General features: G+C 74.1%; 15 protein-coding genes and 1 pseudogene. 9 read left to right on the plus strand and 7 right to left on the minus strand.

The window, feature by feature from the left end; all coding sequences use genetic code 11:
* Both ACFW3D_RS10290 and ACFW3D_RS10295 read right to left on the minus strand, forming a co-directional pair.
* Positions 1 to 1206 (minus strand): annotated as a pseudogene (locus ACFW3D_RS10290) (Ig-like domain repeat protein); the annotation flags it as partial.
* A 257-nt stretch (positions 1207 to 1463) separates the two neighbouring features.
* Positions 1464 to 1931, minus strand: a complete 468-nt coding sequence (locus tag ACFW3D_RS10295) for a hypothetical protein (RefSeq protein ID WP_500503460.1) — start codon at positions 1929 to 1931, stop codon at positions 1464 to 1466.
* A gap of 221 nt (positions 1932 to 2152) precedes the next feature.
* Here ACFW3D_RS10295 and ACFW3D_RS10300 point away from each other — a divergent pair, with 221 nt between their 5' ends.
* The 5 genes from ACFW3D_RS10300 to ACFW3D_RS10320 all read left to right on the plus strand — a co-directional run bounded on the left by ACFW3D_RS10300 (position 2153) and on the right by ACFW3D_RS10320 (position 6611).
* On the plus strand, positions 2153 to 2959 hold the full coding sequence (locus tag ACFW3D_RS10300; RefSeq protein ID WP_500503462.1) for a MerR family transcriptional regulator: 807 nt from the start codon (positions 2153 to 2155) through the stop codon (positions 2957 to 2959).
* Positions 2956 to 3834: a hypothetical protein gene (locus tag ACFW3D_RS10305; protein ID WP_500503463.1), complete on the plus strand. Its 879-nt coding sequence runs from the start codon at positions 2956 to 2958 to the stop codon at positions 3832 to 3834. Before ACFW3D_RS10300 ends, ACFW3D_RS10305 begins: the two co-directional genes overlap by 4 nt.
* Positions 3835 to 3937: 103 nt before the next feature.
* A complete protein-coding gene (locus ACFW3D_RS10310) occupies positions 3938 to 4858 on the plus strand; it encodes a putative protein N(5)-glutamine methyltransferase (RefSeq protein WP_500503465.1) in 921 nt (306 codons plus the stop codon).
* 322 nt (positions 4859 to 5180) lie between these two features.
* Entirely contained in the window at positions 5181 to 5642 is a 462-nt protein-coding gene (locus ACFW3D_RS10315) for a transglycosylase SLT domain-containing protein (protein WP_500503466.1), read from the plus strand.
* A gap of 168 nt (positions 5643 to 5810) precedes the next feature.
* On the plus strand, positions 5811 to 6611 hold the full coding sequence (locus ACFW3D_RS10320) for a maleylpyruvate isomerase family mycothiol-dependent enzyme (RefSeq protein WP_500503468.1): 801 nt from the start codon (positions 5811 to 5813) through the stop codon (positions 6609 to 6611).
* Here the strand turns inward: ACFW3D_RS10320 and ACFW3D_RS10325 are convergent.
* Together ACFW3D_RS10325 and ACFW3D_RS10330 are read right to left on the minus strand one after the other, a co-directional pair.
* Entirely contained in the window at positions 6608 to 7186 is a 579-nt protein-coding gene (locus ACFW3D_RS10325; protein WP_500503470.1) for a histidine phosphatase family protein, read from the minus strand. The genes ACFW3D_RS10320 and ACFW3D_RS10325 overlap by 4 nt on opposite strands.
* A gap of 25 nt (positions 7187 to 7211) precedes the next feature.
* A complete protein-coding gene (locus ACFW3D_RS10330) occupies positions 7212 to 8156 on the minus strand; it encodes a GlxA family transcriptional regulator (protein WP_500503472.1) in 945 nt (314 codons plus the stop codon).
* 70 nt (positions 8157 to 8226) lie between these two features.
* Between ACFW3D_RS10330 and ACFW3D_RS10335 the strand changes: the two genes are divergently transcribed.
* The 4 genes from ACFW3D_RS10335 (at position 8227) to ACFW3D_RS10350 (ending at position 11787) form a co-directional block, all read left to right on the plus strand.
* Positions 8227 to 9183, plus strand: a complete 957-nt coding sequence (locus ACFW3D_RS10335; protein WP_500503474.1) for an NADP-dependent oxidoreductase — start codon at positions 8227 to 8229, stop codon at positions 9181 to 9183.
* A 63-nt stretch (positions 9184 to 9246) separates the two neighbouring features.
* Positions 9247 to 9972 (plus strand): Clp protease N-terminal domain-containing protein, encoded by a 726-nt coding sequence (locus ACFW3D_RS10340; RefSeq protein WP_500503476.1) that lies wholly within the window; start codon positions 9247 to 9249, stop codon positions 9970 to 9972.
* Positions 9973 to 10039: 67 nt separating this feature from the next.
* Positions 10040 to 11296 (plus strand): SLC13 family permease, encoded by a 1257-nt coding sequence (locus tag ACFW3D_RS10345; RefSeq protein ID WP_500503525.1) that lies wholly within the window; start codon positions 10040 to 10042, stop codon positions 11294 to 11296.
* Between the two features lie 5 nt (positions 11297 to 11301).
* Positions 11302 to 11787, plus strand: coding sequence for a universal stress protein (locus ACFW3D_RS10350; protein ID WP_500503527.1), 486 nt, complete (start codon positions 11302 to 11304; stop codon positions 11785 to 11787).
* Positions 11788 to 11794: 7 nt separating this feature from the next.
* On the opposite strand, the gene ACFW3D_RS10355 is transcribed toward ACFW3D_RS10350, so the two are convergent.
* The 3 genes from ACFW3D_RS10355 to ACFW3D_RS10365 are packed head-to-tail and all read right to left on the minus strand — an operon-like array spanning position 11795 to position 14422.
* Complete coding sequence (locus ACFW3D_RS10355) at positions 11795 to 12901, minus strand: CU044_5270 family protein (protein WP_500503478.1); 1107 nt, start codon at positions 12899 to 12901, stop codon at positions 11795 to 11797.
* Complete coding sequence (locus ACFW3D_RS10360) at positions 12898 to 13527, minus strand: RNA polymerase sigma factor (RefSeq protein ID WP_500503479.1); 630 nt, start codon at positions 13525 to 13527, stop codon at positions 12898 to 12900. The genes ACFW3D_RS10355 and ACFW3D_RS10360 overlap by 4 nt, the downstream gene beginning before the upstream one ends.
* 46 nt (positions 13528 to 13573) lie before the next feature.
* The gene (locus tag ACFW3D_RS10365; protein ID WP_500503481.1) at positions 13574 to 14422 is read right to left on the minus strand and encodes a class II glutamine amidotransferase; all 849 of its coding nucleotides are present in this window, start codon (positions 14420 to 14422) and stop codon (positions 13574 to 13576) included.
* Positions 14423 to 14430: the final 8 nt, after the last annotated feature.

Here is a 14430-nt window from a genome sequence, read left to right on the forward strand (position 1 = left end):
GAAGGGCTCGGTCGAGCCGAGGGTGCCGGTGACCGTGACCTCGGCGCCCGGCACGGCCGTGGCCGGGGCGCTGACCGTGAGCGTGGTCGCGGCCTTCGCCGGGTCCTGAAGGACCCGCAGCGAGAGCACGTCGGCGTCGTTCGCCGACACCGCGAACAGGCGGCTGCCGTCCGGTGCCCAGGCCAGGCCGCTCGGGGCCAGGGTGTCGGCACCGCTGCTGTGACCGGTGTTCGGGAAGTCGTAGGTGCGGACCTGCTGGTCCACGTCCGGCTTGAAGATGTAGACGTCCGGGTCGTACCACCCGTGGATGCCCGCCGCGACCGTGCCGTCGGGGGCCACGGCCACCGCGTTCGGGTACGCCTTGGTGCTGTAGCGGCCGTCGTCGGACAGGTCGGACGTCCGGTAGACCTGGTGGAAGTAGGGGGCGCCGCTCGCGGCGAGGATCTGCTCCCCGTCCGGGGTGACGGTGAGGTCCTGCAGGTTCCCGGAGTCGTTGGGGTTCCAGCGGTACGCCTTGGACTCGGCGTGCCCCGAGGACACGTCGTAGACCTGGAGCTCGGTCGGGCTCTGGCCCGGTGCTCCGGCCGCGAGCACATCCGGGTTCCCGGCGGACGAGGCGACCATCGGGGCGGAGTACCAGGAGTGCGCGCCGCCCTGGCCGAGAGTGACGACGGCGCCGTCCGTGGTGACGGTGCCCGTGGACTCCGGGGTGCCGGACGGGTCCTCGGCCGGCGTTTCCGGGTCGAGGTCCAGCGAGCCGATGTTGCCCTGGGTGGCGGCCCCGTACCCGAACCAGACGGTGTCCTTGTTCATGGCCAGGTACCGCGGCGCGCTGCCGGCCCCGATGGGGTAGCGGGCGGTCTCGCGGAGCGTCGCGGTGTCGATGGCGGAGATCGCGTCGGCGTTCGGGACGGCTACGTAGAGCGTGGTGGAGTCCGGCGACAGCACGAGCCCGGCGGCGCCCGGCTCCGAGCCGATCTCGCCGACCACCGTGCCGTCGTAGTCGGTCACGACGATCTTGCTGCCGGTGCTGCTGCTGATGAAGACACGCTGGTGGACGCCGTCCACGACCATGTCGTCGAAGGAGTTCGCCGGCAGTACGGCGGCGCTGTCGGCCGCGGCCGGCGTTGCCGTGACCCCGAGCAGGGATGCGGTGGCGAGCAGGACGGACAGAGCCGTCCCGCCCGCGAGGTGGCGGGTGCGCAAGCTGGTTCCCCCCAGGCAGGCGTGGGTGGCCGGACGTATTCCGGCAAGACATGGGTACGCCGCGGGGCGCGGACGTCCGTGGTGGGTCCGGCGCACCTACGTCGGCGGCAAGGGGGAACGCTACGTCATGCGTGTGACAACGGGCCACCGCATTGACGGCCCGCGCCGATCCGTGACCGCCGCTTTGCCCGGCGGTGGGGATACCGTGCGCGATTCGATGCCCGGTGCCGTACAACCTTTCCGCGGGGAGGTCGTGTTCAGCCGTTCGCGACCCGCACGGTGACCGTCCACTCCCGCAGTCCGAGGCAGGCCACCTGGTCCGGGGCGGTGGGTGAGGCGCACAGCGGCTGGGTGGCGGCGAGCCGTGCCGTGCCGGGGGCGGTGGCGCGGTAGGCGGCGATGGTGTCGCCGTGGGGGGCGCCGATGCCCGGGTTGACCGGGGTGAGGCCACTGCCCTCGCTGGTGACGCGGGACCACGGGCGGTCGGGCGTGCCGTCGAGGGTGACGCGGACCGTGCCGCCTGCGGTGACGCAGACGGTGCGGCCGGTGTCCCGGGCGGTGAGCGCGGCCTCGGCCGCGCAGTCCCTGCCGGTCCCGGTCCCGGGGCGGCCGGTGCCGCTCGGGGAGCCGCTGGGGCTGCCGTCCGCGGGGCCGCCCGACTGCGTGCCGCAGCCGGTCAGCAGGAGTGCGGTCGCCGCGACGGCCGCTGCTGTCGTATGACGCATGGATGGCCTCCTTTCCGCTTTGACGTGTCACACGCGCAAAAGGGTCCCGCCGCCTCCCGGCGGCCGGGACCGTCCCGCGGGGAGGCGGGGGTGAGCCCGTGGTCAGGGCGGTGCCGTCGACCGCGAAGCCGGTCCGCGGTGAGGAGTCCCTGGGTTCTCTTTGTATGCCCGTCCGGTCCGCTCCTTGACCTTGTCGCAGCGTCAAGGTCTCTACTGGGCTCATGCGCATCGGAGAACTCGCCGCCCTCGCCGGGGTCACCACCCGCACCGTGCGGCACTACCACCGCATCGGGCTGCTGCCCGAGCCCGCGCGCCGGGTCAACGGCTACCGCGACTACGGTCTGCGCGACGCCGTCGAACTCACCCGCATCCGGCGCCTGACGGAGATCGGCCTCGGCCTGGACGAGGTCAGGGACGTGCTCGCCGAGGACGCGGGCAAGGAACTCCACGAGGTGCTGGCTGAGCTCGACGCGGACCTCGCCCGGCAGGAGGAGGCCATCCGCTCGCGCCGGGCCCGCCTGGCCGAACTCCTCGCGCAGGCCGAGGCCGGCGGCGGACTGCCGGCCGAGGCGCCCGTCTCCCCGGAACTGGCGGCGCTCTTCGCCGAGATGGCCCGGACCTCCGCGGAGCTGCCGGGACCCGAGCCCGCGATGGCCGCGCGGGAGCGCGAACTGCTCGCGCTGCTGGACACGGCGGGCACCCCCGAGGCCCGGGGCTGGCTGACCGGCCTGCTGCGCTCCATGGCCTCGGACCCCGGAGCGATGCGCCGTGCCTACGAGGTGTACGCGCGGATGGACGAACTGGCCGGGGCGGCCGTGGACGACCCGCGGGTCGCCGAGGTGGCCCGGGCGATCGCCGACTCCGTACCGGACGAGATCGCCGCCTCGATCGACGTCTCCGCCGGGGACCTCGCGACGGCGGGCGGTGCCGAGGGCGGCTTCATGGCGGCCTTCTTCGACGACCACGCCCCCGCCCAGGCCGAGGCCGTACGGCAGGCCATCACGCTCATGCAGGAGCGTGCCCGGTGAGCCGCCGGGGGGCGTGGGCGCTGGGCGCCCTGGTGGTGGCCGAGGCGGTGCTCGTCGCGTGCCTGGTGACCGGCGTGCCGGTGCCGGAGCCGGTGCTCTGGGGTGTGGAGCTGTGCATGACCGCCGTGCTGCTGTGGCGGCTGCCGCGGGTGGTGCGGGCGCACCGGGACGCCCGGCGGCGGGGCCTGACCGGGCGCGCCGCCGCGTGGACCGCCCTGCGGGACACCGTCCCGGCACCCGCGCGGAGGTTGATGCGCCACGAACTCGCCCTGTCGGTCGGCCTGGTCCGGTGGATCGCGCGTCGGCCGCACGGGGTGGGCGAGGGTGGCGTCGCCGTCCCGTACACCGGGGCGCAGACGGCGACGATGTACGGCTTCCTGTTCGTCTCCGTCGTCGAGACGGTGGTGCTGGCGCTGGTCATCCCCTGGCCCGCGGTGCACGCCGTCACGCTCGTCCTCGACATCTGGGGCTGCTTCTTCGTACTGGCCATGCACGCGGCCTGCGTGGTGCGCCCGCACGTCGTCGGCGCGGACGGCTCGCTGCGGCTGCGGTACGGCGCCCTCGTCGACATCCGCGTGCCCGCCGGGCGGATCGCCGCGGCCCGCGTCGACCGGCGCTTCCCCGACGGACGGCTCGTCACGCTCGCCGGGGACGGCACCGTCGACCTGGTCGTCGGCGGCCAGACCACGGTGACCGTCGAACTGAGCGAGCCCGTCACCTTCCTGCGTCCCCTCGGGGCGCCCGCGGAGGCCCGCGTCCTTCGTTTCCACGCCGACGATCCGCGCGCCGCCGTCGCCGTCCTGGGGGTGGTGGGCGCGGTGCCGGGGGCTCGGGTAACGTTGCCGTCCCCAGCAGCGGACGTACCGAGGAGGTGAGACCCATTACCGCCATGTCAGGTTGGGTGCTCTCCCCCGGCGGCCCTGCGGTCCGGACGACCTAGGCCGTCGAGAGCGCCCCGCGGCGCCCCGAAAGGCCCCCATGTCCCCCGCTTCGCCCGCACCTTCCGGACCCCCTTCCTCCGGGCCCTCTTCGCCCGGCCCTTCCTCCCCGGGTCCGGCCTCCGCCGGCGCCTCTTTCGCCGGCTCCTCTCCTTCCGTCCCCTCCGCCCTGTCCGTCGCGCCGGTCGTGTCCGTGCTCCGGGCGGCCGGCTGCGTGTTCGCCGAGGACGAGGCCCGGCTCCTCGTCTCGACCGCCCGCACCCCCGGTGAGCTCGCCGCCATGGTGGAGCGCCGGGTGGCCGGCCTCCCGCTCGAACACGTCCTGGGCTGGGCCGAGTTCTGCGGTCTGCGGATCACCGTCGGCCCCGGGGTCTTCGTCCCGCGCCGCCGTACGGAGTTCCTCGCCCGCGAGGCGGCCGCGCTCGGGCACGCCCTGGGCCGGCCCGGTGCCGTCGTCGTCGACCTGTGCTGCGGCTCCGGCGCGGTGGGCGCCTTCCTGGCCGCCACGCTCGACCGTCCGGTGCTGCACGCGGCCGACATCGACCCGTCGGCGGTCGCCTGCGCCCGCCGCAATCTCGCGGCGGCGGACGGCGACGTCCACGTCCACGAGGGCGACCTCTTCGACCCCCTGCCCGAGGGGCTGCGCGGCCGTGTGGACGTGCTGGTCGCGAACGTGCCGTACGTCCCCAGCGGTGCCGTCGCCCTCCTTCCCCCCGAGGCCCGTGACCACGAGCCCCGCGTCGCCCTCGACGGCGGCGCCGACGGCCTCGACGTCCTCCGCAGGGTCGCCGCCGCCGCGCCCGCGTGGCTCGCGCCGGGCGGCCGGCTCCTCTTCGAGACCGGTGAGGAGCAGGCGCCGGCCGCCGTCGCCGCGGTCGTCCGGGCCGGGCTGGAGGCGCGGGTGGCCGTGTCGGAGGAGCTGTACGCGACGGTCGTGATCGCCTCGGCCCGCACGGCGTAGCCGGGGCCGGAAATCCTCGCGGTGCGTGAATCCGCCGTTTCTCCGAGTAAATCAACGCCCTGACAAAGTGACGCAGGCCACATGGCCTGCGTCACTCAATGGGCGATTTATCCGGGTCTGCGTGTGACGTGGCCGATATGACGTGCGCCACTTTCACGGTCCCTTAGTAGACCGCGCCCCGGAATCCCCTTCCCGCGCCTGAGCGGCGGGACTTTCGTCCCTGGTCCCACAACTAATCCCGTTAGTAACAGGGGTGCATTGACCCCGGGATTTAAGTCGGCCAACAATTCATGGCGTACCCCACGGAAGAGGAATTACTCGAATGCAGATCTCCGCTATGTCGAAGCTCAACCGCGTCGCCAAGGCCAAGAAGATCTCCCTCGGCTGCGCTGCCGCCAGCGTCGCCGTCGTCGCCGGTGGCGTGGCCATGGCCCCCACCGCCTCCGCCGCCCCCACGGCGCAGTCGGGCTCCGTCAACACGTGGATCAACGAGTCCCTGCAGGTGATGCGCGCCAACGGCATTCCGGGCACTTACAACGGCATCTACAAGAACCTGATGCGTGAGTCCTCCGGCAACCCGAACGCCATCAACGGCTGGGACTCGAACGCGGCCAAGGGAATTCCCTCCAAGGGTCTGATGCAGGTGATCGACCCGACCTTCAAGGCCTACCACGTCCCCGGTACCTCGTGGAACATCTACGACCCGGTCGCGAACATCACCGCCGCCTGCAACTACGCGGCGCACGTCTACGGCACGATCGACAACGTCAACTCGGCGTACTGATCGCGCGCAGCGCATTCCCTGGGGACGCCCCCGGCAGCCACGGCTGCCCGGGGGCTTCCCCCTTTTCGCGTTCCCGGCATTCCGCGGCCTTTCCGGTCGCGCTTTCGGGCAAGACTTTCCCTCCCCGGGCCTGGACAGGGGAACGGTGCTGGTCCACGCTGTCCGACCATGACCGTCGCCCCTGACCGCGCGGCCGAGGCCGAGGCCCTGCACGCCGCCGCCGAGGACATAGCCGCCCTGCTCCGCGCGTGCCCGGACACCTCGGTGCCGATACCCGGCGCCGAGTGGACGGTCGGCGAGGCCGCGGCGCACCTGGTGCTCGCGGGCGAACTCATGGCCGCGCTGGCCGAGGGCCGCGAGCGGCCGTACGGCGACGGCACCCCCGGCAGCCTCGCCGCGGCGAACGACGCGTCCCTCGCCGCCTTCCCCGAACGCGACGGCACGGTCCTGGCCGACGGCATCGTGCGGCACGCCCGGGCGTTCACCGACGCGGCCGCGACCCGCGCGGCCGGCCTGCCGGTGGTCACCCCGCTCGGCCCCATGGACCTGGCCACGCTCGGCTCGTACCTGCTCACCCACATGCTCGGCCACGGCTACGACATCGCGGTCGCCCTGCGCCGGCCGCACATGGTCGACCGCGAGCGGGTCGCCCGGTGCATGCCCTTCCTCAGGGCGGCGATGCCCCGGGTCGTCGACCCGCGGGCGGCGGCCGGCTTCTCCGCCTGCTACGCGCTGCGCGTCCCGGGGATCACCCGCTTCGCCGTGACCTTCACGGACGGCGCCGCCGAGGTCACGGACGAGCCGCCGCGCCGCCCGGACTGCACCATCACCACCGAGCCGGTCACGTTCTTCCTGATCGCGCTCGGCCGCCGGGGAGCCACCGCCGCCATGGCCCGCGGGAAGATCGCGGCCTGGGGCCGCCGCCCCTGGCTCGCCCCCCGCTTCCCCGCCCTCTTCACCGCGCCCTAGCCTTCGGCCGGGCTCCCGTCCGGGGCCGGCCAGTCGCCGGGCAGGGTGTACGTCCAGCCCGGCTGCCAGACGAAGGGGGCCCGGACGGACTCCGCCAGGGGGACCCCGCCCAGCAGGCAGGCCAGGGCCCAGCGGTTGGCGGAGTGGGCGATCAGCAGGACGCGCCGGCCGTCCCACCGCCGGGCCAGGTCGTGCAGGAGCGCGTCGGTGGCGGCGAGCACCTGCCGGTAGCTCTGGCCGCCGCCGGGGAACGGCTCGTCGACGCGCCGCGCGCGCTGCGCCGCGACGAGGTCGGCCGGCCGTCCGTTCAGCGCGCCGTAGTCGCACTCGCGCAGCCGGGGGTCCCGGTGGACCGGCGGCCGCCCGTCGGGGAAGGCGAGGGCCGCGGTCTCCACGGCACGGCGCAGGTCGGAGGTGTACACCGCCGCGATGTCCTGGCCGCGGCGGCGTTCGCCGAGTTCCCTCGCCTGCCGGCGGCCCCGCTCCGACAGCCGTCCGGGCAGCCGGCCGGTGGCGATGCCCGCCTCGTTGTCGGTGCTCGTGGCGTGCGTCTCGTAGATCAGCTCGACTGCCATCGGGGCCTCCCCGGGGTCGGGTGCGTCAACGGGCGGCGGCGGCCCGGAAGGTGCGCCGGTAGGCCAGCGGGGAGACACCGATCGCGGCGTGGAGGTGCTGCCGCAGCGAGGTCGCGGTGGCGAAGCCCACCTCGCCGGCGATGCGGTCAACGGGGAGGTCGCTGGACTCCAGCAGTTGGCGGGCCCGGGCGACCCGCTGCTGGATGAGCCACTTCCCCGGGCTCGTCCCGACCTCGTCCCGGAAGCGCCGGGCGAAGGTCCGCAGGCTCATCCGCGCGTGGTCCGCGAGGTCGTTCAGGGTGAGCGGCAGGTCGAGGTGCTCCAGCGCCCACTGCCGCGTCGCCGCCGTGCCGGCGTCGGTCGGCGCGGGCACGGGCTGCTCGATGTACTGCGCCTGGCCGCCCTCCCGCCAGGGCGGTACGACACAGACGCGGGCGACGAAGTTGGCCACGGCGCTGCCGTGGTCGGCACGCACCAGGTGGAGGCAGACGTCCACGCCGGAAGCGGCCCCGGCCGAGGTGAGGATGTCGCCGTCGTCGACGAAGAGCACGTCCGCGTCGAGCGCCACACCGGGGAACATCCGCCGGAAGTGGTCGGCGAGCGCCCAGTGGGTGGTGGCGGGGCGGCCGTCGAGGAGCCCCGCGGCGGCGAGCGTGAAGGCCGCGGTGCAGATGGACACGATGCGCGTGCCCGGCCGGATCATGCCGAGCGCGGCGGCGACCGGGGCGGGGAGCTCCTCGGTGATCCGCCTCATCTCGTACGGCGGGATCACGACGGTGTCCGCGGTGGCCAGCACCTCGGGGCCGTGCTCGACGGCGACCGAGAAGTCGGAGTCCGTGCGCACGGGGCGCCCGTCGACCGTGCAGGTCACCACCTCGTAGCGGTCCCCGGCCGAGCCGAAGACGCGGTTGGGGATGCCCAGCTCGAAGGGATAGACGCCGTCGAGGGCGAGGACGACCACACGATGCATGGCACGATCTTATCGGATGATGGCAATCAGGCCATTTTCCCGTGCGCCACCGGTCGGCAGGCTGGAGCGCATGAACGACACGACCCCTCGCACCATGCGCGCGATCACCCAGGACGTCCTCGGCGGCCCCGAGGTCCTGCGGGAGGCGGAGCTGCCGCGCCCCACCGCAGGCATCGGGCAGGTGCTCGTCCGCGTGCACGCCGCCGGCCTCAACCCGACCGACACCAAGCACCGGCAGTCCGGGCTCTTCCTCGGCGCCCCGCCGTTCGTCCTCGGCTGGGACGTCTCCGGCGTCGTGGAGGAGACCGGGCTGGGAGTGGCCCTCTTCCAGCCCGGCGACGAGGTCTTCGGCATGCTCCCCTACCCGTACGGCGCCGGCTCCCACGCCGAGTACGTCACCGGGCCCGCCCGTGCCTTCGTGCGGAAGCCGTCCGCCCTGAGTCACGAGGAGGCCGCCGCGGTCCCGCTGGTGGCGCTCACCGCCTGGCAGGCACTGGCCGACATCGCCGCGGTCCGCCCCGGGCAGCGGGTGCTCGTCCACGCGGCCGCGGGCGGCGTCGGCCACGTCGCGGTCCAGATCGCCAAGTCCCTCGGCGCGTACGTCATCGGCACCGCGAGCGCCGCCAAGCACGACTTCCTGCGCGGCCTCGGCGCCGACGAACTGGTCGACTACCGCACGACCGACTACACCGAGGCCGTCCGCGACGTGGACGTCGTCCTCGACCCCCTCGGCGGCCCCGAGTCCGTCCGCTCCCTCGGCACCCTGCGCGAGGGTGGGCTGCTCGTGACCCTCCTGCCGATCGGCGTGCCGGAACTGCGGGCCGAGGCCGAGCGCCGGGGGGTGCGCGCCACCGGCATGCTCGTCGAGGCCGACCACGCCGGCATGGGCGCGGTCGCCCGCCTGATCGGGGAGGGCGCCCTGCGCGTCACGGTCGCCGACACCTTCCCCCTGTCCGACGCCGCCAAGGCCCACGCCTCGCTGGAGACCGGGCGCACGGCGGGCAAGCTCGTCCTGACGGTGGGCTGACGCCGTTCCCCCCATCGTCAACTTTCGGTTGACGTTGGGGGGTCGTCAACCTATCGTTGACGCATGACGCAGCAGATCCGGCTCGACGACCTGATCGAAGCCATCAAGAAGGCCCACCCCGACGCCCTCGACCAGCTCTCGGACGCCGTCATCGCCGCCGAGCACCTGGACGAGGTCGCCGACCACCTCATCGGACACTTCGTCGACCAGGCCCGGCGGTCCGGCGCCTCCTGGACCGACATCGGCAGGAGCATGGGCGTGACCAAGCAGGCCGCCCAGAAGCGCTTCGTCCCCAAGGACCCCGGCGGCTTCCCCGACCTCGACCCCTCGCAGGGCTTCTCGCGCTTCACCCCGCGCGCCCGCAAGGTCGTCATGGCCGCCCACACCGAGGCCAAGACCGCCGCCAACCCCGAGGTCCGCCCGGAGCACCTCGCCCTCGGGCTGCTCAGCGAGCCCCAGGCGCTCGCCGCCCTCGCCATGGCGGCCCAGGGCGTCACCCCCGACGCCGCCCGCACCGCCCTCACCGCGGCCCTCCCCGCGGCCGTGGACGAGGTCCCCGAACTCGTCCCGTACGACCTCGCCTCCCGCAAGGTCCTCGAACTCACCTTCCGCGAGGCCCTGCGCCTGGGCCACAACTACATCGGCACCGAGCATCTCCTCCTCGCCCTCCTCGAACTGGAGGCGGGCGACGGCCCGCTGACCTCCCTCGGCCTGGACAAGGCCACCACCGAACGCCACGTCGCCGCGGCGCTGGCCGAGATCACGGGCGGGACGCAAGAGGAGGGGTGAGCGTCGTCCCGGGTGGGGCGTGGTTCCATGAGGGGCCATCGCGGCCCCACCCGGGAGGAACGGAACCCTGAACACCACGATCGCGGAGGCGCTGTCCGTCGCGCTGCTGCTCCTCGTGCTCGCCGGGGCCGTGATCCGGCCGTTCGGGCTGCCGGAGGCGGTGGTCGCCGTGCCGGCCGCGGCGGTGGCCGTGGGGAGCGGGGCGATCCCGCTGGAGCACGCGCGGGAGGAAGCGGCGCGGCTGGGGCCGGTGATCGGGTTCCTGGCGGCGGTGCTGGTGCTGGCGAAGCTCTGCGACGAGGAGGGGCTGTTCCGGGCCGGCGGGGCGTGGATGGCCCGGGTGGCCGCGGGGCGGCCGAGGCGCCTGCTCGGGGCGGTGTTCGTGCTGGCGTCGGTGGTGACGGCGGTGCTGAGCCTCGACGCGACGGTGGTGCTGCTCACCCCGGTGGTGTTCGCGACCGCCGCGCGCCTGGGGGTGCGGCCGAAGCCGCACGTCTACGCCTGTACGCACCTGTCCAACACCGCCTCACTGCTGCTGCCGGTCTCGAACCTGACGAACCTGCTGGCGTTCGCGGCCAGCGGGCTGAGCTTCACCCGCTTCGCCGGGCTGATGGTGCTGCCGTGGCTGGTGGCCGTCGCCGTGGAGTACGTCGTCTTCCGCCGCTGGTTCCGCGGCGACCTGGCGGCTGCCGTCCCCGTCCCGGACGGCGCCGCGACGCCGCCGCTGCCGGTGTTCGCGCTGGTCACGGTGGTCTGCACGCTGGCGGGCTTCGTCCTGACCCCGGCGCTCGGCATCGATCCCGCGTGGGCGGCCGCGGCGGGGGCGCTGGTGCTGGCCGTACGGGCGGTGGCGCGGCGGCGGATGACGGTGCGGGCCGTGGCGGTGGCCGCGGGGGTGCCGTTCCTGGCGTTCGTGCTGGCGCTGGGCGTGGTGGTCCGGGCGGTCGTCGACAACGGGCTCGCCGACGCGCTGGGCCGGATCGTGCCCGGGGGCACCGGCCTGGCCGCCCTGCTGGGCGTCGCGGCGCTGGCCGCCGTCCTGGCCAACCTGATCAACAACCTGCCCGCCGTGCTGGTCCTGCTGCCGCTGACCGCGCCCGCCGGGCCCGGCGCGGTCCTCGCCGTCCTGCTCGGGGTGAACATCGGCCCCAACCTGACCTACGCGGGCTCCCTGGCGACCCTGCTGTGGCGGCGTATCGTGCATCAGCACGAACACGACGTGGACCTGAAGGAGTTCACCGTCCTCGGCCTGCTCACCGTGCCCGCGGCGCTGGGCCTCGCGGTGGTGGCACTGTGGGGTTCGCTGCACGTCCTCGGAGGCTGATGTCCGTGATCGTGACCGCCTGGATCGCCGAAGGAACCTGGCCCGCCTGCGTCGACGCCGTCCGCGTCCACGCGCCGGAGGCCGCCGACGTCGTCCTGCTGCACGTCAGCGGCCCCGACGTCCCCGGTCTCGCGCACGCCGCCTACGCCGGGCTGCTGGGCCGCGGGCACCCGGAGCACGATCCGGGCACCCGTCTGGAGGGCCTCGGTGCGGACTCCGCGGGACGGCTGCTGGACGCCGCCGCCCGGCGGCTGGGCCGCCCGTGCCGCCGGGAGGAGCGGTCGGGGCGGGTGGAGCGGGAGGTGGTCGCCGCCGCGGCCGGGACCGATCTGCTGGTGATGGCCCGCGACGGCGACCTCGCGCGGCTCGGGCCGCGGAGCCTGGGTCCGGCGGCGCGCTTCGTCGTGGACCACGCGCCCTGCCCGGTCCTCCTGGTGTGGCCCGCGGCCGCGCCGGACGTGGCGACGCTCCCGCCGCCCCCGCCCCACTGACCCGGTCTCAGCCCGCGGCGCCGGGCAGCTGCTTGACGCCGTCGACGACGGCGCGGGTCAGCACCGCGTTGGTGAAGACGACCGTGCCGCGCGGCGTGACTCCGTAGGGGTCCCGCTCGGCCTGGACGGTGCGCTCGCCGAGGAAGACGTGGGTCTTCCGGTCGAAGATCCACTCGGTGCGCTCTCCGGTGGCCTCCTCCAGCCGTGCCACCGCGACCCCGTGCCGCCCGGCGGCGTCCACGGCGTCGTCCACGGCGACCACGCCGGGGATCCTGGCGGCCGCCCTGTAGAGCGCGGTGGTCAGCCCGGCCGGCGGGTAGCTCTCGCCCAGCAGGTCGCCGATGGTGGTGAAGGCCTGGTGGTCGGGGTCGTTGCCCATGCCCTTCGTCTCCTTGTAGATCTTGGCCAGGAGCACGTCGGGGTCGGTGGGCAGGGTGGTGAGGTAGTCGTAGCTCGGCGCGTTCAGGGTCGGCCCGGGCACGTTGCCGTACTCGTCGGTGCCCGCCAGTGTCCTGCCCTCCGGGCCGGTGGTGCCGGGTTCGATCAGCCAGCCGTCCCTGCCGTCGCGGGACTCCCAGGCCTGGCGCCGGTGCAGCGGGATGCCGGCCAGGCTGGTCGTGCCGTGCACGTGCCGCACGGCGGCGCCGGCCGACTTCGACTCGATGTAGATGTACTGGCCGTCGCCCACCGGCGCGGCGGGCGACTTGGCGGCGGCCAGCGAGACGGTGTCCAGCAGGCGGACGGCGCCCTCGGGGTCCGCGGTGCCGAGGCGGGTGGTCAGGACGGGGCCGGCGGCGGAAGTGCCGGAGCCGCCGCCCGGGCCGGTGCCCTCCGCGCCGCCGAACAGGAACAGGCCCGTCGCCAGCGCCCCGGCCAGCACGCCCGCGGTCACCGGGACGAGGACCATGCGACGCAGGAAGGGGTTGCGGCGCACGGCCGGGCGGGCGACGGAGGCGGCGGAGGCGGTGTGCGGGCCGGGGCTCGCGGCGAGGTCCTCGTGGATCCGGGTCATCAGGCGCTCCTTGTGCAACTGGTGACGGTCCGCCGGCAGGTCCCGCTCCACGCGCGGCAGGAGACGGGCGGTCTCCTCCCATTCCGAGGGATGGGCGTTCATCGGATTCCTTCCTGTGCGGGCCGGACCGCGTTCGCGCGGTCCCCTTCTGTCTGTCGGCGGCGGCCTTCGGGTTCCGTCTCCGCGTCGGCGAGTTTGCGCAGTCTCGTACGGGCCCGGGACAGCCGGGAGCGCACGGTGCCGACCGGGACGCCGAGGGCCTCGGCGGCCTCGGCGTACTCCAGGCCCTCCCACAGGCACAGCGTCAGCACCTCGCGCTCGGGGCGGCGCAGCCGGGCGAGGGCGGTGAGCACGGCCGCCAGGCGGCGCCGGTCGTCGACCCGGCCGGCCACGAGGTCGGCGTGGTCCGGCACTTCGAGCGCGGCGGTCCCGGCCTGGGCACCGGCGGCGACCGCGGCCCGGTAACGGCGGTTGCCGCGGCTGTGGTTGCGCGCGATGTTGGTGGCGACGCCCAGCAGCCACGGCCGCAGCGAGCCCCCTTCGGGGTCGACGCGGTCCCGCAGCCGCCAGGCCTCGAGGAAGGTGGCCGACATGACGTCCTCGGCGACCGACCAGTCGGCGGTCAGCCGGAAGGCGTGGTTGTAGACGGTACGGGCGTACGCGTCGAACAGCTCCGCGAAGGCGGCGGGGTCCCCGTCCCGTACCCGGGTTCGTACATCAGTGGTCACTTCTGTCTGCTGTCCGTCCGTTCCCCGCGGGTTCCCGTGACCCGCGTCACGCCGCGAGCCCGTCGGGTGCCGCGGGCTCGAACGGCAGCAGCTCGTCCTGCCCGGGCCGCACCACCCCGAAGGTGCTCTCGGGGACCTCGTGCCAGGCGTCCGGCAGGTCGCCCAGGGGCTCGGACACCACGAGCCGGGTCTCCTCCGACACGCCCTGCAGGAACCACAGGTCCGGGTGGAGTTCGCGCAGCGAGTCCACCCTGCTGCTGTAGAACAGCGACCGCGAGGTGTGCTCGCTGGAGTAGCGGAAGGCCCACAGGCTCTCCCCGTCGGTGACCGCCACCGTCATCTGGACCGGGAACTCGACCCCGTGCTCGTGGCCGGTGCGTTCCACCAGCCCGGCCATCCGCGCCACGGCGGCCGGCACGTCCTGGTCGAGGCCGAAGGTGAGCGCGAGGAAGAACATCACCTCGGAGTCCGTCGAGCCCTCGATGGAGGAGAACAGCGCGGGGTCGACGGCGAGCGAGAGGTCGCGGCGCAGCCGGTGGAAGTCGGTGATCGCGCCATTGTGCATCCACAGCCAGCGGCCGTGCCGGAAGGGGTGGCAGTTGGTCTGCTGGATCGCGGTGCCCGTCGAGGCCCGTACGTGCGCGAAGAACAGCGGCGAGGTGACGTGGCGCGAGATCTCCCGCAGGTTGCGGTTGTTCCAGGCGGGTCCGATGTCCCGGATGATCGCCGGGGTGTCCAGGTCCGCGGCGTACCAGCCGATGCCGAATCCGTCCCCGTTGGTGGTCTCGACCCCCATCCGGGAGTGCAGGCTCTGGTCGATCAGGGAGTGCCGCGGTTTGTAGAGGATGTTGTCGAGCAGCATGGGCGTGCCCGAGTAGGCGAGCCACCGGCACATGTGCACCA

The sequence above is a fragment of the Streptomyces sp. NPDC058864 genome (assembly GCF_042742985.1).
In the GTDB taxonomy this organism is placed as follows: domain Bacteria; phylum Actinomycetota; class Actinomycetes; order Streptomycetales; family Streptomycetaceae; genus Actinacidiphila.

Coding starts and splice junctions, on each gene's coding strand:
- ACFW3D_RS10340 (WP_500503476.1), top strand. CDS start 9,247: ATGACGCAGCAGATCCGGCTCGACGACCTGATCGAAGCCATCAAGAAG.
- ACFW3D_RS10300 (WP_500503462.1), top strand. CDS start 2,153: ATGCGCATCGGAGAACTCGCCGCCCTCGCCGGGGTCACCACCCGCACC.
- ACFW3D_RS10355 (WP_500503478.1), bottom strand. CDS start 12,901: ATGAACGCCCATCCCTCGGAATGGGAGGAGACCGCCCGTCTCCTGCCG.
- ACFW3D_RS10365 (WP_500503481.1), bottom strand. CDS start 14,422: ATGTGCCGGTGGCTCGCCTACTCGGGCACGCCCATGCTGCTCGACAAC.
- ACFW3D_RS10335 (WP_500503474.1), top strand. CDS start 8,227: ATGAACGACACGACCCCTCGCACCATGCGCGCGATCACCCAGGACGTC.
- ACFW3D_RS10315 (WP_500503466.1), top strand. CDS start 5,181: ATGCAGATCTCCGCTATGTCGAAGCTCAACCGCGTCGCCAAGGCCAAG.
- ACFW3D_RS10310 (WP_500503465.1), top strand. CDS start 3,938: ATGTCCCCCGCTTCGCCCGCACCTTCCGGACCCCCTTCCTCCGGGCCC.
- ACFW3D_RS10295 (WP_500503460.1), bottom strand. CDS start 1,931: ATGCGTCATACGACAGCAGCGGCCGTCGCGGCGACCGCACTCCTGCTG.
- ACFW3D_RS10320 (WP_500503468.1), top strand. CDS start 5,811: ATGACCGTCGCCCCTGACCGCGCGGCCGAGGCCGAGGCCCTGCACGCC.
- ACFW3D_RS10330 (WP_500503472.1), bottom strand. CDS start 8,156: ATGCATCGTGTGGTCGTCCTCGCCCTCGACGGCGTCTATCCCTTCGAG.
- ACFW3D_RS10325 (WP_500503470.1), bottom strand. CDS start 7,186: ATGGCAGTCGAGCTGATCTACGAGACGCACGCCACGAGCACCGACAAC.